This is a genomic window from Megasphaera sueciensis (genome assembly GCF_050219315.1).
GTDB classification, from domain to species: domain Bacteria; phylum Bacillota; class Negativicutes; order Veillonellales; family Megasphaeraceae; genus Megasphaera_A; species Megasphaera_A sueciensis.
In genome coordinates, this window is record NZ_CP116939.1 from 1866379 (window position 1) to 1889854 (window position 23476).

At 44.6% G+C, this 23476-nt stretch carries 18 protein-coding genes and 3 rRNA genes; 1 reads left to right on the plus strand and 20 read right to left on the minus strand.

Going from position 1 to position 23476, the window contains the following annotated elements:
• Positions 1-53 precede the first annotated feature (53 nt).
• The 19 genes from NXG62_RS08960 to NXG62_RS09050 form a co-directional block, all read right to left on the minus strand.
• The gene (locus NXG62_RS08960; protein WP_427112088.1) at positions 54-728 is read right to left on the minus strand and encodes a cyclase family protein; all 675 of its coding nucleotides are present in this window, start codon (positions 726-728) and stop codon (positions 54-56) included.
• A gap of 43 nt (positions 729-771) precedes the next feature.
• Positions 772-1128, minus strand: coding sequence for a nucleotide pyrophosphohydrolase (locus NXG62_RS08965; RefSeq protein ID WP_427112089.1), 357 nt, complete (start codon positions 1126-1128; stop codon positions 772-774).
• Positions 1129-1202: 74 nt separating this feature from the next.
• Positions 1203-2558, minus strand: a complete 1356-nt coding sequence (locus tag NXG62_RS08970) for an aspartate ammonia-lyase (RefSeq protein ID WP_427112091.1) — start codon at positions 2556-2558, stop codon at positions 1203-1205.
• A 13-nt stretch (positions 2559-2571) separates the two neighbouring features.
• Positions 2572-3774 carry a [FeFe] hydrogenase H-cluster maturation GTPase HydF gene (hydF, locus tag NXG62_RS08975; protein ID WP_427112093.1) on the minus strand — a complete coding sequence of 401 codons (1203 nt, stop codon included), beginning with the start codon at positions 3772-3774 and terminating at the stop codon, positions 2572-2574.
• 12 nt (positions 3775-3786) lie between these two features.
• Positions 3787-5043 carry a nitrogenase component 1 gene (locus NXG62_RS08980; RefSeq protein ID WP_427112094.1) on the minus strand — a complete coding sequence of 419 codons (1257 nt, stop codon included), beginning with the start codon at positions 5041-5043 and terminating at the stop codon, positions 3787-3789.
• Positions 5034-6362 (minus strand): nitrogenase component 1, encoded by a 1329-nt coding sequence (locus NXG62_RS08985; RefSeq protein WP_322351651.1) that lies wholly within the window; start codon positions 6360-6362, stop codon positions 5034-5036. The genes NXG62_RS08980 and NXG62_RS08985 overlap by 10 nt, the downstream gene beginning before the upstream one ends.
• Positions 6363-6365: 3 nt before the next feature.
• On the minus strand, positions 6366-7127 hold the full coding sequence (locus NXG62_RS08990) for an AAA family ATPase (RefSeq protein WP_427112096.1): 762 nt from the start codon (positions 7125-7127) through the stop codon (positions 6366-6368).
• Positions 7128-7153: 26 nt separating this feature from the next.
• Complete coding sequence (hypE, locus tag NXG62_RS08995; protein WP_427112097.1) at positions 7154-8158, minus strand: hydrogenase expression/formation protein HypE; 1005 nt, start codon at positions 8156-8158, stop codon at positions 7154-7156.
• Positions 8146-9207, minus strand: coding sequence for a hydrogenase formation protein HypD (gene hypD, locus NXG62_RS09000; protein WP_427112098.1), 1062 nt, complete (start codon positions 9205-9207; stop codon positions 8146-8148). The genes hypE and hypD overlap by 13 nt, the downstream gene beginning before the upstream one ends.
• Entirely contained in the window at positions 9204-9410 is a 207-nt protein-coding gene (locus NXG62_RS09005) for a HypC/HybG/HupF family hydrogenase formation chaperone (RefSeq protein WP_322351650.1), read from the minus strand. Before NXG62_RS09005 ends, hypD begins: the two co-directional genes overlap by 4 nt.
• A gap of 14 nt (positions 9411-9424) precedes the next feature.
• Entirely contained in the window at positions 9425-11713 is a 2289-nt protein-coding gene (gene hypF, locus NXG62_RS09010; RefSeq protein ID WP_427112099.1) for a carbamoyltransferase HypF, read from the minus strand.
• 21 nt (positions 11714-11734) lie between these two features.
• Positions 11735-12763, minus strand: a complete 1029-nt coding sequence (locus tag NXG62_RS09015; protein WP_427112100.1) for a nitrogenase component 1 — start codon at positions 12761-12763, stop codon at positions 11735-11737.
• Positions 12760-14067, minus strand: coding sequence for a nitrogenase component 1 (locus tag NXG62_RS09020; protein ID WP_427112101.1), 1308 nt, complete (start codon positions 14065-14067; stop codon positions 12760-12762). The genes NXG62_RS09015 and NXG62_RS09020 overlap by 4 nt, the downstream gene beginning before the upstream one ends.
• Positions 14057-14827 carry an AAA family ATPase gene (locus NXG62_RS09025; RefSeq protein ID WP_427112103.1) on the minus strand — a complete coding sequence of 257 codons (771 nt, stop codon included), beginning with the start codon at positions 14825-14827 and terminating at the stop codon, positions 14057-14059. The genes NXG62_RS09020 and NXG62_RS09025 overlap by 11 nt, the downstream gene beginning before the upstream one ends.
• A gap of 17 nt (positions 14828-14844) precedes the next feature.
• Complete coding sequence (locus tag NXG62_RS09030) at positions 14845-15096, minus strand: TM1266 family iron-only hydrogenase system putative regulator (protein WP_427112104.1); 252 nt, start codon at positions 15094-15096, stop codon at positions 14845-14847.
• A 213-nt stretch (positions 15097-15309) separates the two neighbouring features.
• A complete protein-coding gene (locus NXG62_RS09035) occupies positions 15310-15687 on the minus strand; it encodes a DUF488 domain-containing protein (protein ID WP_427112105.1) in 378 nt (125 codons plus the stop codon).
• 103 nt (positions 15688-15790) lie between these two features.
• Positions 15791-15907: ribosomal RNA gene (gene rrf / locus NXG62_RS09040) — 5S ribosomal RNA — on the minus strand.
• Positions 15908-15986: 79 nt separating this feature from the next.
• Positions 15987-18910 (minus strand): 23S ribosomal RNA (locus NXG62_RS09045).
• A gap of 241 nt (positions 18911-19151) precedes the next feature.
• Positions 19152-20720, minus strand: a 16S ribosomal RNA gene (locus tag NXG62_RS09050).
• Together the 16S, 23S and 5S rRNA genes form the textbook arrangement of a ribosomal RNA operon.
• A gap of 320 nt (positions 20721-21040) precedes the next feature.
• Here NXG62_RS09050 and NXG62_RS09055 point away from each other — a divergent pair.
• Positions 21041-21976 carry a DDE-type integrase/transposase/recombinase gene (locus NXG62_RS09055; RefSeq protein WP_427089594.1) on the plus strand — a complete coding sequence of 312 codons (936 nt, stop codon included), beginning with the start codon at positions 21041-21043 and terminating at the stop codon, positions 21974-21976.
• Positions 21977-22243: 267 nt separating this feature from the next.
• On the opposite strand, the gene NXG62_RS09060 is transcribed toward NXG62_RS09055, so the two are convergent.
• Positions 22244-23419, minus strand: coding sequence for an iron-containing alcohol dehydrogenase (locus tag NXG62_RS09060; protein ID WP_427112106.1), 1176 nt, complete (start codon positions 23417-23419; stop codon positions 22244-22246).
• Positions 23420-23476 lie beyond the last annotated feature (57 nt).

A 23476-nucleotide genomic window follows, 5' to 3' on the forward strand; every position in this document is an offset into this window, starting at 1 on the left:
TCATCTATACCGCAGGAGGGATCTCTTTTTTTGCCTAAAACAGCGTATTCATTCTACTCGTTATACCAGCCTACTGCCCGCACGGGTGAGCCCGAACCGGCATCTATCTTCAGCGGTAATGCCATAAAGAAGAACTCCGGCGGTAATTTTTGCAAATTAGCAAGATTCTCGATAATTGTTATTTCTTGCTTCAACAGAATTTCATGCGCAGGGAAATTAAAAGATCCATATCGATCTATCGACAATGCATCCGTGCCGATTCCCTTGATTTGTTTACCCGTCAGATACCTTGCTGCTTCTTCTGAAACGCCCGGCCAATTTTTTAAAAATTTTGTCTTATCCTCCCAAAATTGGTCCCAGCCAAAATGCACTAATACAATATCACCGGACCGAATTTGCATATAAGCAGCTTCCCACTCTGCAATATCTTTTTTAGTAAGCAATCCGCAGTTTTCGATCTGTGCCGCCTCTATTTTTACCGCATGTCCATAGAAATGAGGCAAAGGCATACGATCTATCGATTTTCCTTCCGCATAGCGGTGCCGCGGAGCATCTACATGGGTACCACTATGTTCATCTAATGATATCTCATAATGCATAAACAATTTTTCTTGTCCATCTATCTCCAGGGTTTTATGTCTATACGGCGGATCTGTCGGCCAAGAAGGCATGCCCGGCTTCATCGAATGGGTTAAATCAATAAGCACCCGGTGTTGTGTTATTGTCATGTATTATATGTCTCCTCCGTTCAACGATATTTAATATAGTTCATTATCCCTGATTTTTCAACTCATTATATTTTTTTGCGTTGCCATAGGCTTTGTCTGCAGGATATTTTTTACCATTCTGCAGCATTTTATTGCAAATAATCTGTTCTATATCCGCGTCTATTGCCTCGGCCATCAAAACACAATACATCAGAACGTCTGCCAATTCATCTTTCATCTGTCGTTGTTTTTCTTTTACCTCTATATCCTGCCCCGTCCATTGAAAGCACTCCAGTAATTCTGCGGCCTCTAAACTGATAGATAATGCAAGATCCTTAGGATTATGAAATTTTTTCCAATCTCGATCTTCTGAAAATTGCAAAATCGAAGTTATGGTTTTATCTGAAATTCCGTTATGCATAGTATCACACTTTCTTACTTCCTACTGTTTATATTGTTTCCACATATGATAAGTATCTGCCACCGTATCTCAATTTACTTATCACTATCCCTTTTTTGTATCTTGCTGCTATTTTGCTCCAGCATACGATCCAATATATGTTTAGCTTCCTGCGGTACCTGTTCCTTAATAACCCGACTAACTGTATCATATCCTAATCGTTGTATATAATTAGCGCCAAAAGCTGCTGATATATCTAAATAATACTGACACTGCGCTTCATTTACCGTAAGAAGAGAAATACATTTTGTACGAAAAATAATGACTGTTTCCGTTAACAACTGTAAACTTTCCAATAGCGAATCGGCAATAAGAGGTAAAAATGCATTAAGTTCAAATTCTCCATGAGCCGCTGCCATAGTAATCGCCGTATCATTAGCAATAACTTTCATGGCACATTGCATAACCATTTCCGGAATAACCGGATTTACTTTCCCTGGCATAATAGTACTTCCCTGCTGCAAAGCTTGCAATTGTATTTCATGCAATCCACCTTGTGGGCCCGAGTTCATAAGACGCAAATCATTCGCAATTTTCATGATATTTACGGCTAATGCTTTTATCAATCCAGATACTTCTACAAATACATCATTATTTTGCGTTATATCCATTGGATATTCTGCTGCGGCCAATCCCATATCCGTAATACGACGCAATTCTTCAATAACGCGAAAGCGATATTGCCGCGAAGCATTCGTAGCAATTCCCACTGCTGTCCCCCCCAGATTGATCTGCCGCAGCCGCTCTTCCACTTTATATAAACGCCAACGATCCCGAGATATTGCCTGAGCGTACGCACCAAATTCTTCCCCAACAGTAACCGGGACTGCATCCATCATTTCTGTTCGTCCTAATTTATGAACGTGTTCATATGCATTTTCTTTTTCCTGCAGGGCTGTCTGCAATTCTGCACAAGCTTGACTCAATTTTCTTAATGATTCAATTGCAGCAATGCGCAGTGCCGTAGGATATACATCATTTGTCGACTGGCCGCGGTTTACATCATCCAAAGGATGAATAATATCATATTGTCCATAGTTTTTTCCTAATTTCTTCAGTGCCACATTCGCAACTACTTCATTGACATTCATATTGGTTGAAGTACCTGCTCCGCCCTGCAGTGCTTCTGTTGCAAAAGCATCATCATATTTCCCGTTCAGGATTTCATCGCAGGCAAATACAATTGCTTCATAAATACCCTTTTCCCGCACCCGCAAAGAACAATAAGTGAGCGCCGCTGCTTTTTTTACTTTAACAAGCGCATAGATAAGCCGCATATTAGTTATTTTATGATGGAGAGAAAAATTTTCCATCGCCCGCAAAGTATTAATGCCATAAGGAGCTGACCCAGATAATTGTTTTTCTCCTAAACTGTCTTTTTCTATACGCATGTACCGGATCCTCCTATGCAATACTATCTGCCAGATAGGGAAATAACTGCAGACTCCGTTTCAAAATCCCCTGCATGTAAGCAATCATAATTCCGTAATTTGTTATGGGTACCTGCTGATCCCTCGCACATTTCATACGATATCGCACTTCCCTTTCATTCAACATACAGCCGCCGCAATGAACAATCAGCGCATAGGGAGATAAATCATCGGGAAATTCCACACCGCTTACAGTATGAATTTTTATATTCTTTCCCGTATAATTCCGCAGCCAGCGCGGAATTTTAACGGTCCCAATATCGTCACATTGCCGATGATGTGTACAGCCTTCGGCAATAAGAACTATATCTTCATCTTGAAGTTTTTCTACTGCTGCCACACCATGAACAGCCAATTCTAACAATCCTTTATGGCGAGCCATAAGTATAGAAAAAGATGTCAGTGGAATATCCGGTGGTGTATCGGCAGACACTTTAGCAAATACCTGACTGTCCGTAATAACTAATGCTGGTTTTTTCCCAAGATGGGCCAGCGTATCATGTAATTCATATTCTTTTACGACAATAGCGGCTGCATCCGCTTCCAATATGTCCCGTATCGTCTGCTGCTGCGGCAATATCAAACGGCCTTTAGGGGCAGCCTTATCAATAGGAACTACCAAAACGACAAAATCAGAAGGATGAATTAAATCTCCAACAATCGTCAATTTTCCTTCTGTATCAGACATCAAGGTACCTAGTCTTTCCTTTAGTTCGGAAATCCCCTGCTGATACAAAGCACTAACATATATTTGGTCTTTTTCTGGTTTACCCGCATTTTCCAGTAAATCCAATTTATTAAAAACAAGTACATACGCAATGTTTTTTTCTTTAATAAGCTGCAGCAGTCCTGCATCCGCGGCGGTCATCCCTTCCGATGCATCCACAACCAGAACAGCAATATCTGTTTTATTCAGTACTTGTCTGGTTTTCCGAATACGAAGTTCTCCTAATGTTCCTTCATCATCAAATCCGGGAGTATCGACAATCATCACAGGGCCTAACGGAAGCAGTTCCATTGCTTTATAAACAGGATCGGTAGTCGTCCCCTTGGCAGCAGAAACAATTGCTAAATCCTGACCCGTCACAGCGTTGACTACACTGGATTTACCGGCATTACGCCGGCCAAAGAAACCAATGTGGATACGTTCACCTGAAGGAGTATCATTTAGTCCCATATATATCTCTCCTTAACCATTTATATTTTTTGCAAATGCTTCAGCGCTTTTAATTAAATTGGGTATCTCCTTGCGAAACAGCCGTCCAGAAAAAGCTTCATGAGGCAACGGAACAAATCGTGCCGTTGCCGGACAAATGGGGTGATACAAAGGATCTGCAATAATTACATTATGCGAAAACAGCAATTTTTCTAATTCACCTTCAGACATGCCATGCCGATCTTCCGGTACTAACAAGGCCGTTTCCGTATCCAAGGGACAAAACACACAGGCCGCCGGTCCACCGTTCTCTGCAATAGCCCATGCCAAAGAAGCACTGTAAATACTTTCACCAACAATGACGGTACCGCTCTCATCTACTTTGCGGTTTCTGTAAGAAATTATATTCGTTTTATATGCTGCGGACTCTTTTAAATCAGATGCTACTTGTGCCGCCATTACTGACCCAAAAGGAACTCCGATAACATACGGTATCGAAAAGCGGCGCTGCAGGATTCTGGCAGCTTCTAATCCAGCATATGAGACAACCAGATTTACATCTGCCAATGAGGCTTGCACAATATTTTCAAGAGAACTTCCCATCGCCCAGATGCTTATTACGCGAAAGCCACGCTCCCGCAACACTTGTACCATAGATTGATCACTGCCATTGAAGGAAAAATCCAAGGGGGTAACTCCTAATATATTGACTCCTAACGATTGCGGCACTGCTGCCGCGGGCATATCCTTTACCAGCGAACCGTCAGTAGTATACTCGGCCTGCCAGCTACAACTCCAGCGTTTGGGAGTAAGCGGCGGCAATATTTTTCCTTCGGGATTTTCAATCATATGTTCTGCTAACATCGCAAAGGCCATGGATGCTCCTTTGACATACGAATGCATGCTGTTCGTCTGTAGTGCAAATGTCATAATCCCCGTTTTCTTTTGCACTAGTTTCGCCACAGCTTCTAAATCGGTTCCTATCATATAGGGAATCGGACTTTGCAAAACTGCAATAAATCGCGGCGATAGGTCTTGCGCCGCCGAAACAATATCATGAATCAGTTTGTCATCATTTCCCATGACTGCATCTATTTCTGTCAGACCGGAAATAAAAAACAGACTGTCCATATCATACCAGCGAGGTTCATCATGCGTTGCATAGGTTGAGTTGCAGCCTGATGGATCATGAATAACGATCATACCTCCCAATTCAAATAAAGCCGAGCAAGCACCGAAAACATCGGCTGAATAGGATGACACACGCGCTATAGTCTGTTTCATCGACATATCCTGCACCTCCATCCTTTAATTTGTATGTAATCACGGGCATCTTTTTCTTCTAAAAAAGCTTCTACCATACATGTCGCCATATGACTGATACCTGTAAATCCATAAAATCCGCCGCATTCAGCAATATCAACAAAGTGTTTTGTCCCTGTAAAATATGCCGCTTTCTGCCCTATAGCCAACAAGGGTTCTGCCGTATGTCGATCCAGGACTCGCATCTTAGCATGAACGGTAGCATACAACATAAGATTCGGATAGTATTGCTGCAAATATTCAAAATCAGCTTTATCTTCGCCAGGTATCATATCTACATACATGCGAGTTACGTTAAAACCATGCTCTAAAAGCAATCTCGCTAAACTAAACGGTCTGAAAGTAGCAGTATAATCAAGAGCAATGGCGATATTTCCAACAATTTCTCTGGCTTTGGCCAGACTTCGTTCACTCTGCAGCATATTTTGGCTGTAATCGGGACGTTCCACTCCTAAAAGATCGGCTAATCGGTATAACCCATTACGGATCTCCAAACAATCAAAACTTAATGGAATATATATATTCTTTTGTCCTAGTTCTTTTTCCATCTGTCGTCCGCCATATATCATCTGAGGATTATAAGAAACATTTACAGCACTCTTTCCCATTTCCAAATACTCTTCATAAGTCCTGCACAGTGTCAGATCTCTCAGAATAAATCCATTGTCTTTAATAAGACGGACAAGTTCACTATCTTCACTTGTAGGTAAATTATTACCGATGATATTAACAGAGTTCAAATCATGCTTTTGTGGTGTCAAAAAATGGTATAACTGCCAGCGAGTCCTTGCTTCTGCCGTAAGTCCGCTTTTTCGCATAATAGGATCCATGCAGCATTCCCCAAAACCGATATCCGGATAACGGCGCTGTAATTCGACATAAACAGCTTGCATATCGCACCCCATAAACCGATGAATACAAGCTGGGTATATAAACATGACCTTAGGCCGCCGCGGCAGGCGCTCCAAAATATCTCCCACCCCATCTACGATCAAGGTCTCCATAGAACCATCCATCAAATTATGTTCCTCTACCAAAATGGAAGAAAACCGATCCATAGCTCCCATTTCCGCCGCAGTAAGTACCACTCCGCGCAGACAACCCGCAGCGCAAATATAAACTTGATGCGATTCAGGCACAAGCATATTCGTATGAACAATATTCCATGTTCCTCGTGCGGGCGGCGTATATTCCAATCCAGATTCAAACGGATTCGGATATGCGGCTTCCTTGATATGAACCGCAGCTCCCCGCAGATCAACAGCTTTGCCAATTCGCGTTAACATAGACTACCTCCTTTTCTGTGCTTCCCTATATACCGCTGCCGCCACCTTCCGGTACTCTTCCGCCATGGTACTTTCCGGATAAGCTTCGATAACAGTCTTATGAAGTTCTTCTGCTTCCTGTACCACTGCGCTGCGGTCTAAGCTCCCTATGACTGTAGAATGGATATCTGCTGCCAATTCCATGACCTTTTCCGTTTCAAGTTTTACGCTGCGGCGATTTAAAATAATACCTGCCAAACTAGCATAGCCGCGATCTTTAAAGTTATCTAACGCCATTGCAATATTAGCAGCCGCATGGATAGACATATTTTCTCCTGAAGTAACGATGAACACGGCATCAGCATATCCTTTACGCATCGGCATAGAAAAACCACCGCATACTACATCTCCCAAAACATCATACATAACAATATCCGGTCTATATGTATCATACGCTCCTTTTTCTTTTAACTTTTCTAACGCCGCAATAATTCCACGACCGGCACAGCCCATCCCCGGAGTAGGTCCGCCTGCTTCGACACACACTACTCCTTTATATCCTCTAACCGTCATATCTTCTAAAGAAAATGCATCCCCTTTATGACGAATCAAATCAAGAACCGTAGGAATCGCACCTTGTCCATGCAGACTATTTGTAGAATCAGCCTTTGGATCACAGCCAATCTGCATGACTTGAAGTCCTCTATCAGCAAGGGCTGCTGCTATATTGGACGCCGTCGTAGATTTTCCAATGCCACCCTTGCCATAAATTGCAATTTTTATCATAGTTATATCCTCATCAATTGATTACTTTAACAAATCCGGGGCAAAAGTTCTCCCCCCGGTGGAGGAAGTATCGTCTCTGTCCCTATTTCTGTTTTCATGATTACGCGCCCAGACATTTCTGCCGTTACTTCACCAATAATAGCTGCATTTTTTGAATATATCCCTTTATGTAATGTTTTCAACAATGCCGCTGCCTCTTCTTTAGGCGCAAATACTACCAGACGACCTTCACAGGCTAAATAAAGCGGTTCCAAACCCAGCATCCCACAAACACCGGATACCGCATTATCAACAGGAATAGCTGCCGCATCCAAGTGAATACCTACATTACTTTGTTCCGCTATTTCATAAAGCACGGTTCCCACACCACCCCGCGTAGCATCACGAATAACATGAATATTCTTAGTCGTATCGAACATCGCTTTTACGGTTCCCCATAAAGGCGCACAATCACTTGTTACATCTGCTTTAATGCTATAGGTATCCCGAGCCAGAAGAATAGTACAACCGTGCCGCCCTACATCGCCTGTTACAATCACAGCATCACCCGGACGAGCAAAGGTTCCCGAAGTATGGCAGCCTTCCATGACGCGGCCTATTCCTGTTGTCGTAATAAAAAGATGGTCTACTTGTCCTTTTCCAGCTACTTTCGTGTCTCCTGCTACGATCCGTACACCTGCTTCGTTAGCTGTTTTTTCCATTGACACCGCATACTCTTCGACCTTTGCTAAGGAAAAACCCTCTTCAATAACAAAAGCACAAGATAAGTACAATGGTTGCGCTCCCATGCACGACAGATCGTTGACTGTGCCGCAAACACTTAATTTTCCAATATTCCCCCCCGGAAATTCAGGCGGCGACACAATAAAACCATCCGTAGTAAAAGCCAACTGATTTCCATCTATTTGTAAAACAGCTGCATCATCACCGGTAAATTCAGGATTTGAAAAATGAGTTTTAAATACTTTCTCTATTAACTCTGCCGTTTTTTTGCCGCCGGCGCCGTGTGCAAGTGTAATTATTTCATCCATGATGTATAACCTCCATATTGATAGAATGCCGAGCAAGCGCCTTCATGGGAAACCATACAGGCTCCTACCGGATGTTCTGGAGTACAGGTCTTGCCAAAAAGTTTGCAGTTGTCAGGATAGCATTTTCCCTGTAATACTTCACCGCAGCGACAAGCAATATTGCTATGTCCCACAAGTTTCGGCATAGTATACTTAATTCTAGCATCAAACGCTTCATATGCCGCCGTCAGCTTAAGTCCTGATTTTGGAATAGTCCCTAATCCCCGCCATTCCGCATCACAAGGTTCCATAACCTCTTTCATTACTTGTTGTGCCGCTTTGCTCCCTGCAGCGGTAACTACGCGCGGATAACAGTTTTTAAAAAATGGTTTTCCTTCTTGGTGTTTTATGATAATAACCGCCAGCGCCGTCAATATCTCCTTTGCCGTAAAACCAGTAATAACACCAGATATTCCTTCTTTTACCAGTTCTTCACAAGAAGTTGTACCCATAACGGCATGAACATGTCCGGGATATAAAAATGCATCGGCACTGCCTTTTAACGTCTGGTATGCTTGCGGCATTGTTTTATTAGCTGTCAGTAAGGAGAAGTTGTCAAGATGATCCTGCTTTGCTTTTCTTACGGCAAGACAACTAGCCGGTGTTGTCGTTTCAAAACCTACTGATAAAAATACAACTTGCTCGGTTCTGTGTTTTTCAGCATATAGGCATGCATCCATTGGAGAATATACAATTTCTACTCCAGCCCCTTCACTGCGTGCCTTCGCAAGACTACCGGCTGTACCTGGCACTCGTACCAAATCTCCGAATGTACAAACTGTAACGTGTCGCTTTTGTGCTAAAAAAATAGCTTCATCAATAAAATCTACAGGTGTAACGCAGACTGGACAGCCAGGACCGGAGATGAGCTTTACCGTATCCGGCAAAAGACTGCGTATTCCCAATCTAAAAATTTCATGCGTATGCGTACCACAAACTTCCATAATACGAATTGCAGATCCATTATATGTTTCTATGATCTCTCGCGCTGTCCTTTTTTCATCCTTCATAATTCCTCCATGATACCATCTGTTTCATCCTCATCATTGTCGGTTATTTTAGCAATAGCCAGTCCTGCATGCACCATAACGTAGTCGCCGGGATCTAATTCATCAAGAAGTTCCGCTGAAACCTCCCGCTTGGCACCCGATGCATCAACTAAAGCAATTCCGTCTTTTATTCTTATTACACGAGCTGGTAATCCTACACACATAGTCCCCGTCTCCTTTATATATTCTGTATATACTGCATTGCCGCAACCGCTTGTCCCAAAGAAATCCCTCCATCATTAGGCGGCAGCAGGCTATGCTTCAAAACGCGAAATTCATAGTCCTGCAGTCCTTTGTCACACATCCGCAGCAGCAACCGGTTCTGAAAAACACCTCCGCTTAGTGCTGCCGTTGTAATTCCCGTATCTGCACGAACTTTTTTACAAGCCTTAATAATCATATCCGCCAATGTCCTGTGAAAAATATACGCCAAGCATCCTACCGGCCATCTGGCCAATACTCCTTCGACCATATGCCGTACTAGTCCATTGGTAGGTAAATAAAATATCCCATTCTGCAATTTCAAATCATATCGATGAAGAAGTTCCGGTTCCTTATGCTTCTTTTTCCATCTCTCTGCCGCAAATTGTAAAGCCATGGAAGCTTCCCCTTCAAAAGTTGAACTTCTGCATATACCTAAGATGGCGCTTACAGCATCAAATAAACGTCCAGCACTAGTAGAACCGATACTATTGATATGATTATCTGCCATGAAATGCTGTGCCATAAGATTATTTTCATCACAAAGATTTAATTGACGTACACTTTTCTCAAAAATTTCACTATTTCCAAAAATGCTGTACAACATGGATATGGCAACACGCCACCCTTCTTTAACAGCAATGTCACCGCCTCTCTGCATAAATGGTTCTATCGCACCCCGCCTGATAAAACCAGTATAATCGGCAGTTAATATTTCGCCCCCCCAAATAGTTCCATCTGTACCAAATCCGGTACCATCAAAGGCTATACCGATAACAGGTTTCGAATAATTATTTTCAGCCATACAAGAAAGTATATGCGCGTAATGGTGTTGCACGGGAAATACGGGAAGGCCTAACTCCCCGGCAATAATTGTCGTATTATAACGAGGATGCATATCACAGGCTACTATACTTGGTTTTGCTTCCAGCAAAGTCTCCATCCGCACTATTGATTCACGTAATGCTTTCATTGTTCTGACATCCGCCATATCTCCCACATAAGAAGATGGGTAAAATAAATTGTTTTTACCGAGACAAAAAGTATTTTTCAATTCTCCGCCTATCCCCAGAACTTGACCTTCATACTGATGCGAAAGTATAAACGGCAGCGGTGCATATCCGCGGGACCGGCGAATCATGTATGGTTTCCCATCATAAAAATCCATTACGGAATCATCCACACCCAGACGAATTTTACGATTGTGTGATATGACAAGATCACACATATTTAATACTTTATGACGTATTTCTGTATCCGTTCGACAAATAGGTGCTCCCGATTCGTTAGCACTGGTCATAACAAGAATGTCCGGCATAATTATATTATCATCATAGGTAAACAGCAATAGCTGCAAGGGTGCATACGGAAGCATAACTCCTATCTTGGGATTTCCTGGTGCGATTTGCTGACAAAGTTTTCCTCCTGCTTTTTTATCTAATAATATGATAGGTTTTTGATGCCCTGTCAATACAGCTTCTTGATCAGCATGTATAACACATTCACGCCGGACAACATCTAAATTCTTTATCATAACAGCAAACGGCTTTACCGGACGCTTTTTCAGTCTGCGCAAGCGGCAGACTGCCTCTGCATTTGTGGCATCACAACTTAGATGAAAGCCACCGATTCCTTTGATAGCAATAATCCCGCCATTGCTGATAACGCGTCTGGCTTCCGTAATAGCAAATGAGCCGCGTTCGCAGCGATCCATAAGATATACTTCAGGGCCGCATTCCTTACAGCACACCGGCTGGGCATCATATCGTCGGGTTTCCGGATGTGTATATTCATATGTACAGGCTGCACACATGGGAAACTCTCCCATGCTGGTCCGTTCCCTATCATAAGGCATAGAGTCAAGAATTGTAAGCCGCGGTCCGCAAGCTGTACAGTTGATAAATGGATGCAGATAACGGCGATTTTTTTTATCAAAAAGTTCTTTTTTACAAGCATCACAAATACCAATATCCGGTGAAACAAAAATGTCTCCTTTCTCTTTCGTACTTTCTATAATATCAAAAGAACTATATGTCTTAGCCCCTTCTGCTTTTTCTTTATCGATTTTTAAAATTACAGAGCGCGGCGGTGGATTATACTGCAATTCATCATAAAAAGATTGCAGTGCTTTCTTTTCCCCTTGTGCCATAATTTCCACGTAAGAACCCTTATTACAAACACACCCCCGAATATGATTGGCTGCCGCCGTTCGGCTGACAAAAGGGCGAAAACCTACTCCCTGGACAATACCAAAAACACGTATCATTTGTGTCGTCCTCACAGCTCTTCACATCCTTCCAGATACAGCAAAGTGCGGCAATTCCAAGTATGTTCCCGTAAAATGCTTTAACGCCTTTCGGAACAAATCATCTCCTATGACGATATCATATGTCTGATTATCTGCTAACTGAATAAAATCATCTTCTTCGCGAAGTGCTATATCATAGGCCTCCTTCAATGTCTCTTTAAGCATAAACCAAGAAGCCACTGTGACAGCAGACGCTCCCGCTTCTAACAATTGCTGCCGCAGTGTATTGGCCAAAATTTGCTGATGAACGATCAAAACTTTTTTTCCTGTGAAATCACATCGCCATTTTTTTTTCAAAAGTGGATATGCAGCAGTATAAGGAGTACCAAATTTTTTTTCCAAATACACGGCCGTTGCCATGCCAGCCGGTGCTATGACAAAATTTCTGGCCACAGTCCCAGCTTGCTGTATATTGCTCAACCCATTTTTTCCATATATAAGAACTCTTGACCAACCTTGTCCGGTCAATATGTTCTCAATATGTAAAGAATCTTCTAAACAGGTCATATCTAGAGGAGTGGCGCCAATAACTCCCACCGTTCCTGATTGTATCGGTCCAGATTCAACTGCAAATGTACGAAATAGTTCCAGATAGGCTTTTTCCATTCCCACATCATATAAATTCATACCCGTTGTATCAACCGCCATAACGGGAAATTCCAGTCTTTTTTTTGCCATGCGTCGCAGCGCTTGATAATCTGTTCCAATAACAGCCGGTACCGGTGTACCTACGAAAACCGCAAACATAGCCTTCATATCCGCCGCTGCTGCACACAATTTTTCCACAAGGAGCGTATCCCGACCAAGAATAGCATCCATATCTCGTAAACCCGCGCTAAAAATCGCACTTTTTTTTCCAAACCAGCGCGGCTCATCAAATCCGCAAATATTTCCGGCACATCCGCCGGCATCCACAATAACAACAATCCCGCCCAATCCATAAAATACGGAACAAGCACCTGCCTGATCCGGTGCAAAAGGAGAAATGTATTTCCATAGTCCTTTCATCGCAAATCTCCTCCTTCTGTATCTAATGCTTCTTGCAATTTTTTGAAAAGTTTCGTTACCCCAGCATAGCCAAAAGGTTGTTCTTCTTCTGTCCATAAAACATGTATCGCCCGAGGATGATAATAAGCAGCATCCTTGCCCAGTGTCACGTGAATATGATTGCCTGTGTCCTTATAATACAACATAGATGGCGATATATTAGAAAATACGCGGGTATCTGGACTCAATGCAGCGAGTTGCTTAAGAAATACATAATCTTCCGTCCCTAAATTACTGTATATTTCAGCAACACAAAGGCCGTATCTGACAAGCGCTAACGCTAGTTCAAAAGAATTTCCATTCATCATTTCCCCCACAGCAAAAATCACATTTTTGTGGGACTGTACAAATTGCGTTACCGTATCCCGTGCCTCGGCAGCGTAAATTGAATCATCAATCATTGTTCCTAATGTTTTTGCAAGAATATGATACTGTTTCTGAATTTTGTCTATCTGATACATACGTGTCAGTTCAATACTGGGAATTTCCAAGCGCTCTTGTAAATCTTGGGCCGCAAGGCGTGATTCCGGATGAAGAATCAGATTAAAATTAGCCGCTGCCATATTTTTATATTCTTCCATTGTTTTGCATCGGGAAAGTTCATTTATCTTTTTAATCCCCATTTGCCGTAAAAGAGGGTATATTTCACATTCATTCATCAACGGCGAAAAATATCCTAAAATATTAACCATGTTTGCTTGTTTTTCCCTCTTTTCCAAAAGAGAATACACAGCTTGACGTACTGCAATCATAGGTGGTTTACGACCTTCCCGTGTCAATGCGTACATATAACAAGGCACAACAGGTATGCCCACACACACGGCAGCTTTTCGGCAGACTCGTTCCATATCCGTTCCTAATAGGGCATCCACACAAGTCATACAAATCATAACAACCGTTGGCGGCGTCTCCAATGTTTCACATACCTCTTTTACGGCTTGCGGTATTTTCGTTAAATGACGGCCTGTCACAATATCTGTTTCATCCATAATATAAAAGAAAAATCGATCACTATACCCACTCATTTCACTAAGTATAGTGGTATTTCGGCCACAACATCCCGGACCAATAAGAAGCATAACCGATCCCGGAATAGCTAGCCCTGCTCGTTTTACGCCAAATCCTTCTGCTCCGGGAGAATTAAATGCAAGTGCCGCTGGTGAATTATAAATAAGGTGCGTTGAAGAAATACATTCTTCTGGAATATTGTTACGGCCTCGTTCTACTAATTCTTTTATAGTGATAGAGTAGGGTTTATTCTTCATGTTCTGTTTCCTCATGTTCCCATAATAACCGTGCGATTCGTAAAAATCGTTTACTAATAGGCAAACTGCCATCTCCTTCAATAACAGTTTTTCCCATATCTTCAAACTGGGTTATATCATCATTACGCGGAATATCTCCAATAATTTCTAAGTTGCGCTCTGCGGCAAAATTTCGTACTTTATATTCCTCATCAACAATATTACGGCGATTTAATATAATTCCCCGTACTCTGGCGTAGCTTCGGTCAGCAAAATTGTTTACAGCTGTATTAATATTATCAGCAGCATATAAAGCCATTTTTTCTCCTGAAGTAACAATAATAACTTCATCAGCATAGCCGGCTCGGAGAGGTGCAGCAAAACCACCACAAACCACATCGCCTAATACGTCATACAAGACAACATCCGGTTTAAATTGTTCAAAAAGACCTAAATCCTCCAATAAGCTAAACGTAGCAATAATGCCTCGTCCTGCGCAGCCTAATCCTGGCGTTGGTCCTCCCGTTTCAATGCATAACACTCCACCAAACCCAATTTTTGAAATATCTTCAATGCGTTCCGGATCTTCATCAAATTCCCGTATATAATTCATGACAGGTTGTACCGGTTTTCCCCCTAACAAGTTAAATGTAGAATCTGCTTTAGGGTCACAGCCAATTTGAATAACACGTTTTCCTAATTTGGCAAAAGATGCCGATAAGTTACTCGTTATTGTTGATTTACCAATGCCACCTTTACCATATATTGCAATTTTTAACATAATAGTCTCCTTCTGTTTTATTCAGGCAGTTTAGCATATGTAGTTTTGATACTTACATTGGGAACCATCCCCAATTTTCCGGATAAAGCACTAATTACCGTCTGCGGTGCATCCATAACAATACTAATGACGGATACCTTCCGCTGTTGGTAAGGAATCCCCATACGTCCAATAATATATTGGCTATATTCGTGCAAAATACTGTTTAACTTAGTGACCGATTCTGGACTGCTAACAATAATTCCAATTAACGCAACTCTGGTTTCCATAGGAAAACACGCTCCTTAAAAAAATTAAAACCCCGTACGAAAGTACGGGGATAGCGTATGACAAAACTATTCACTCGACTTTCTGCGCAGGGACAGCCCTTTGCAAATTCAGTACGATGCATTTATCCATGTTGGTTTACCGTCAGACGAATCTTCGGGTTTACCTATATTTATATCAAGTATATCATGATAGAATAATCTTTTAAAGCAATTTTAACTATTTTTGTTTATTTTTTCTAGCAGCCATTCTTTCAAAACGACTGCATTATTACATATTTCATTTTTTGCAGCATAAACAAGCGTTACATTTCCTTTGGCAAGTTTCTCACGGCATAAAGCAATAAATGAAGATGCTTCCATATTTTTTTCTAATTCCAGCACATATGCTTCTTTAAAACCTAAAAAATGATTTCCTCCATGAAAAGCCTTTCGCAATTCTTGCGAAGGTGAAATATTTTTAGCCCACATTTCACAATGCAATCGTTCTTTGGTAATGCCGCGCGGCCATAACCGATCCACTAAAATCCGGTACCCATCACACTCATCACAGGCTGTATATACCCGTTTTAGTTTAAGTTCACTTGTCGCCATTTAATCCACTCCTTTCCACAATATATATATAAGGATATCACGAAAAATAAGAAAGCTCAATACGACAAAAAGACCAGCATACTGGTAAAGTATGCTGGCTTCCAATCAGCGGCTTCCTATCCTCCCAGGGCGCTTCCACCCAAGTACTTTCGGCGTTTGCGGGCTTAACTGCTGTGTTCGGCATGGGAACAGGTGGATCCCCGCAGCTGTCGCCACTGAATCGTTCAGGGTCATACCCTGACAACCACAAAGAAAAGTATCTGCGAACTAAAGGTCTTACATAGCGGATGTTTCGTGCTTAAGTCAAGTCCTCGGTCTATTAGTACCGGTCCGCTCCATACATCACTGTACTTCCACTCCCGGCCTATCAACCACATCGTCTCTGTGGGACCTTACTTACTTGCGTAATGAGAAACCTCATCTTTAGGCTGGTTTCACGCTTAGATGCTTTCAGCGTTTATCCGTCCCGGACGTAGCTACCCAGCTGCACACCTGGCGGTATGACTGGTACACCATTGGTCCGTCCACTCCGGTCCTCTCGTACTAGGAGCAGCCCCTTTCAAGTTTCTTCCGCCCGCGATGGATAGGGACCGAACTGTCTCACGACGTTCTGAACCCAGCTCGCGTACCACTTTAATGGGCGAACAGCCCAACCCTTGGGACCTACTTCAGCCCCAGGATGTGATGAGCCGACATCGAGGTGCCAAACCTCCCCGTCGATATGGACTCTTGGGAGAGATAAGCCTGTTATCCCCAGGGTAGCTTTTATCCGTTGAGCGATGGCCCTTCCACTCGGATGCCACCGGATCACTAAGCCCGACTTTCGTCCCTGCTCGACCTGTCCGTCTCGCAGTCAAGCTCCCTTCTGCCTTTGCACTCTGCGCGCGGTTTCCGTCCGCGCTGAGGGAACCTTTGGGCGCCTCTGTTACTCTTTTGGAGGCGACCGCCCCAGTCAAACTGCCCGCCTGAGACTGTCCGCAAGCTTGTTACGCTTTTCGTTAGAATTCCGGTAAAACAAGGGTGGTATCCCACCAGCGGCTCCGTGAATACTGGCGTACTCACTTCCCTGCCTCCCACCTATCCTGTACGTCTCTTACCAAAATTCAATCTCAGGTTACAGTAAAGCTCCATGGGGTCTTTCTGTCCAGTCGCGGGTAACCTGCATCTTCACAGGTACTTCAATTTCACCGGGTCCCTCGTTGAGACAGTGCCCAAATCGTTACACCTTTCGTGCGGGTCGGAACTTACCCGACAAGGAATTTCGCTACCTTAGGACCGTTATAGTTACGGCCGCCGTTTACTGGGGCTTCAATTCACTGCTTCGCTTGCGCTAACACTTCCTCTTAACCTTCCAGCACCGGGCAGGTGTCAGCATCTATACATCAGGTTTCCCTTTAGCAGACGCCTGTGTTTGTGGTAAACAGTCGCTTGGGCCTCTCTTCTGCCGCCCATTCCGGCTCCGCGCGCTTCTGCGCTTCACCTACTCTGGGCTATCCTTTTCCCGAAGTTACGGATATATTTTGCCGAGTTCCTTAACGAGGGTTTTCCCGCGCACCTTAGAATTCTCTTCCTGCCTACCTGTGTCGGTTTACGGTACGGGCACCACAGTCCTCACTAGAAGTTTTTCTTGACAATTTAGGTCCGGCCCCTTCGCTTCTGTCTCCAGAAGCTCCCCATCGCTTCTCGGCCTTCCGGATGAGGGATTTGCCTCTCATCCAACCTACCAGCTTGGACATGCTCTTCCAATCGCATGCGCGCTTTCCTTCTTGTGTCGCTCCTTCGCTCGAACAGACTGTCGTGGTACAGGAATCTCAACCTGTTGTCCATCTCCTACGCTTCTCCGCCTCGGATTAGGCCCCGACTTACCCTGGGTCGACGATCGTTGCCCAGGAAACCTTAGGCTTTCGGTGGAAAGGATTCTCACCTTTCTTTTCGATACTCATACCGGCATTCTCTCTTCCTGCCGGTCCACCTGTCCTTCCGGTCAGGCTTCTTCCCTGCAGGAACGCTCCCCTACCCATGTGTCCTCAGACACATGCCAAAGCTTCGGTTCCGTACTTTAGCCCCGGTCATCTTCGGCGCAGAGTCTCTCGACCAGTGAGCTATTACGCACTCTTTTAATGGTGGCTGCTTCTGAGCCAACATCCTGGTTGTTTTCGAAATTCCACATCCTTCGCCACTTAGTACGGCATTGGGGACCTTAGCTGTTGGTCTGGGCTGTTTCCCTTTTGACTACGGGCCTTATTACTCGCAGTCTGACTCCCATGTATAAGTACAGCCATTCGTAGTTTGATTAGGTTCAGTATCCGGATAGGACCCTACCCCGTTCAGTGCTCTACCGCCTGTACTCTCGCCATGAGGCTAGCCCTAAAGCTATTTCGGGGAGAACCAGCTATCTCCACGTTCGATTGGCATTTCACCCCTACCCACATCTCATCCAAAAGCTTTTCAACGCTCACTGGTTCGGTCCTCCACACATTTTTACCTGTGCTTCAACCTGGACATGGGTAGATCACTGTGGTTTCGGGTCTACTCCATCCAACTTGTCGCCCTGTTCAGACTCGCTTTCGCTGCGGCTCCACGTTTCCCGCTTAACCTCGCTGGATGAAGTAACTCGCCGGTTCATTCTTCAATAGGCACGCCGTCGAGCTGATATATATACGCTCTCCGACTGCTTGTAGACATACGGTTTCAGGTTCTCTTTCACTCCCCTCCCGGGGTGCTTTTCACCTTTCCCTCACGGTACTATGCGCTATCGGTTCATGTCAGTGTTTCGCCTTGGAGGGTGGTCCCCCCTGCTTCCCACAAGGTTTCTCGTGTCTCGTGGTACTCTGGATCCTACCCCGCGCGCGCCGTTTCGCCTACCGGGCTTTCACCGTCTCTGGCCCAGCTTCCCAGCTGGTTCGGCTCGCCTTGCGCGCTTGTTGGTAGTCCGCAACCCCGGGTCGGTTGCCCGTCCCGGTTTGGGCTCTGCCCCGTTCGCTCGCCGCTACTTGGGGTATCTCTGTTGATTCCTTTTCCTCCGGCTACTTAGATGTTTCAGTTCACCGGGTGCCCTCTCTCACTTGCGTGGAGTGGCAGCACTCCTGCTGCCGGGTTTCCCCATTCGGAAATCTGCGGCTCTCTGGTTACTTGCACCTCCCCGCAGCTTATCGCAGCTTATCGCGTCCTTCTTCGGCTGACATGGCCTAGGCATCCGCCGTACGCCCTTACTTACTTGACTTTCTCTTGGTACGTTCGTACCCACCTACTATGTTTGAGTTTCTTCGGTTCGTTAAGTTTGACTCTCTTTATTTAAAGAGGTTTTACTTATTCAATACTTTTCTATGCAGTTGTCAAGATACGCGTGAGATACCATACAAAAATGGCCTCTCAAAACTAAACAATGTAACGTACATGTACCAAAGTGCCGACCTAAAGATGACTGCAGGCACCCCGTCGGGGTCCTGCCCATGTCTCCCTAGAAAGGAGGTGATCCAGCCGCACCTTCCGATACGGCTACCTTGTTACGACTTCACCCCAATCATCGCCCCCACCTTCGACGGCTGGCTCCTTGCGGTTACCTTACCGGCTTCGGGTGTGAATGACTTTCGTGGTGTGACGGGCGGTGTGTACAAGGCCCGGGAACGTATTCACCGCAGTATGCTGACCTGCGATTACTAGCGATTCCTGCTTCATGCAGGCGGGTTGCAGCCTGCAATCCGAACTGGGACTCTGTTTTTGGGGTTTGCTCCGGATCGCTCCTTCGCGTCCCTCTATTGAGAGCCATTGTAGTACGTGTGTAGCCCAAGCCATAAGGGGCATGATGACTTGACGTCATCCCCGCCTTCCTCCGCATTGTCTGCGGCAGTCTCTCCTGAGTCCCCACCCTTACGTGCTGGTAACAGAAGATAGGGGTTGCGCTCGTTGCGGGACTTAACCCAACATCTCACGACACGAGCTGACGACAGCCGTGCACCACCTGTTTTCTTGTCCTCCGAAGAGGAAAAAGGCATCTCTGCCTCGTTCAATCAATGTCAAGGCTTGGTAAGGTTCTTCGCGTTGCGTCGAATTAAACCACATACTCCACCGCTTGTGCGGGCCCCCGTCAATTCCTTTGAGTTTCAGCCTTGCGGCCGTACTCCCCAGGCGGGATACTTATTGCGTTAACTCCGGCACAGAAGGGGTCGATACCTCCTACACCTAGTACCCATCGTTTACGGCCAGGACTACCGGGGTATCTAATCCCGTTTGCTCCCCTGGCTTTCGCGCCTCAGCGTCAGTTGTCGTCCAGAAAGCCGCTTTCGCCACTGGTATTCCTCCTAATATCTACGCATTTCACCGCTACACTAGGAATTCTGCTTTCCTCTCCGACACTCCAGCCTGCCAGTTTCCGTCCCATCACGGGGTTGAGCCCCGCACTTTTAAGACAGACTTGACCGGCCGCCTGCGCGCCCTTTACGCCCAATAATTCCGGACAACGCTTGCCACCTACGTATTACCGCGGCTGCTGGCACGTAGTTAGCCGTGGCTTTCTCTTACGGTACCGTCACTATCTATGGGTATTGGCCATAGATACGTTCGTCCCATATAACAGAGCTTTACGACCCGAAGGCCGTCTTCACTCACGCGGCGTTGCTCCGTCAGGCTTTCGCCCATTGCGGAAGATTCCCCACTGCTGCCTCCCGTAGGAGTCTGGACCGTGTCTCAGTTCCAATGTGGCCGTTCGTCCTCTCAGACCGGCTACTGATCGTCGCCTTGGTGGGCCGTTACCCCTCCAACCAGCTAATCAGACGCAAACCCCTCCTCCGGCGATAGCTTATATATAGAGGCCATCCTTTCATCATCCGGCCATGCGGCCGTTTGATCGTATTCGGTATTAGCAGCCGTTTCCAGCTGTTGTCCCCATCCTGAGGGCAGGTTGTTTACGCGTTACTCACCCGTTTGCCACTCGGTCTTTTAAGAAGCAAGCTTCTTGAAAGACCTCGTTCGACTTGCATGTGTTAAGCACGCCGCCAGCGTTCGTCCTGAGCCAGGATCAAACTCTCCATGATATATGAAGAGCCATTCGGCTCCTTCTTGCTATTGTTTTTGGTTCGTTTTCTTACTCGTTTTGACGTCTTGTTTCCAAGACCTCGCACTCTGGCGTTTGTTTGTTCGTTACATTGTTCAGTTTTCAAAGGTCATTGCTGTCGTCCGACAGCTTAATTAGTATATCAAAATCTCTTCCGTTTGTCAAGAGACTTTTTTTATCAGCCTTGATGGAGCCTGTAGGTTTACCATAGATATGTTACAAAAACAGAAAAGAGAGAGCACCATTTTGTGTTATGCTTAAGTTGTCTATACCAAACCACAACAGAAAGGGTGCTCTCTCATGAACAGCATAACACAAGATGTAAAGTATCGTCTATCTATTCTTTCTTACGCCAGAAAATATGGTGTGACTATTGCTGCTATAAAATATCGTACGAATCGCCAGTTTATCTATCGCTTGCAATGGCGCTATGATGGGACCCCGGCATCGTTACAGCCCCGATCCAGACGCCCTCACCATCATCCCAATCAGCACACGTCTCAAGAGATAACGTTTATTCAGAATATGCGACGACGAAATCCGCATGCCGGGCTGGTCGTGTTTTGGATCAAGCTAAGAAAACGGGGATATACACGATCCATCACGGGCCTATATCGCTGTTTAAAGCGTATCGGACTCACACGGGAATCCGTACCGAACCCAAAGTACATCCCCAAGCCCTATCAACAAGCACTGTTCCCTGGAGAAAAAGTGCAGGTAGATGTCAAAGTAGTTCCTTCTGCTTGCATCGTGGGGCAGGCACATGCGCTGGGTGAAAGAATGTACCAATACACGGCTATCGATGAATGTACGCGCGTTCGGTATTTGGAAGCATTCCAAGAACAGAGCACCTATTCTTCCACGATATTTCTCCAACACTTGGTACGAAGATTCTCGTTTCCCATTTGTAAAATCCAAACCGACAATGGCTTTGAATTCACCAACCGATTTGGTCGAAGTAAGACAGCGGAACTCACGCTGTTTGAACGACAATTGGCAGCCTATCACATTATCCATCAAAAAATACGGCCGTATACGCCGCGGCATAACGGAAAGGTAGAGCGCTCTCATCGAAAAGACAACGAGTACTTCTATGCGGAGCATCGTTTTTATTCTTTTGCAGATTTCAAAAAACAGTTAGCAGTACGTAGTAGAGAATACAATAATTTTCCTATGCGTCCTCTGGCTTGGAAATCTCCTAACGAAGTCCTTCGTTCTTTTCTTGCTACTGTGTAACATATGTTTGACAAACCTACACTTTTTTTATCAGCCTTGATGGAGCCTCGTTTCCTTGCCCTCATCACGACGACTTGATTAGTTTATCACAAGTCGTTTATCCCGTCAAGAGGATTTTTTCGAAATGTTTAAAACTAACAGTTTAGCATTGTGTCCCGCACGGGACAACTTGTATATGATATCATAATTCAAACACCTTGTCAATGCACTATAATAGTAAAAGCAAGGATTTTATCTCTTAAAGATCAAACCCTTGCTTTCTGATTTTTATTGTGCCATTTTATATATATTATATATATCTTTTGCAGTGAGCTGTCCAAATGCCCCTTCGCGTTTTGTATCATTGTGCGTACATTTCCCAGCCATTTCCCAATACTGCTCTTCCGTTGGAACGACACCTAATTCCGTTAATGAAGTAGGCATATCAATCGAATGGAAAAATTGTTCCATTCTGTTTATTCCTTCTAAAGCTGCTTTTTCATCTTCCACTTCGTTAACAGAAAAAACGCTGCGTGCTAACTTAGCAAACCGTGCAATATCTTTTTTACAAACATACCGAGCCCAGCTTGGCCAAACAGCTGCCAGTCCGGCCCCATGAGCAACATCAAAAATAGCACTGATTTCCATCTCAATATGATGCGCTCCCCAATCTCCCTTGCCGTTTCCGCCCTCTAAAATCCCATTATGAGCCAAACTGCCTGCCCACATAATTTGAAACCGGGCATTATAATCACAAGGAGTCATTTTAACAATTTCACCGTTTTTGATGACATTGCGAATAATAGCCGCAGCAATCTCGTCAGTCAAATCATCTTCTGCATGCGGACTAAAAAAACGTTCCAGAATGTGCATAATCATATCGACTACGCCGCACGCCGTTTGATAGGGCGGCAGCGTATAGGTCAATTCTGGATTCATAATAGTAAACACCGGACGCAGTACATCATTTTGATACCCCAGTTTAAACCATCCATCCTCATTTGTCATAACGCTGGCCCAGCTCATTTCGCTGCCTGCTGCCGCAATAGTCAAAATCGTTCCAAGCGGAATACAGCCATGGTCAGGCTCCTTGCGAGTGTAAATATCCCATACATCACCTTCATAACACAATCCCATGCCGATACATTTAGCTTCATCGATCACACTGCCGCCACCGACAGGCAAAAGAAAATCAACGTGTTCTTTTTTGCATAACTCAATTACAGCCCGTGCGTGAGACAACCGGGGATTCGGATGTACCCCGCCCTGCAGAACATATGGAATCCGGGCTTCACAAAGCGATTTTTCAACCCGATCCAGCACTCCTGACTTTTTGGCACTTTGTCCACCATATAGAACAAGTACTTTTGTAGCTCCATATGCTGTTAGTATTTCTCCTGCCCGGTTCTCTTCTCCCTTTCCAAAATAAACTTTTGTCGGTGTGTAATATTCAAAATTCTGCATATACTATCCCTTCTTTCCTGATTGTGTATACTGATATAAAATAGACAACCTTTTACT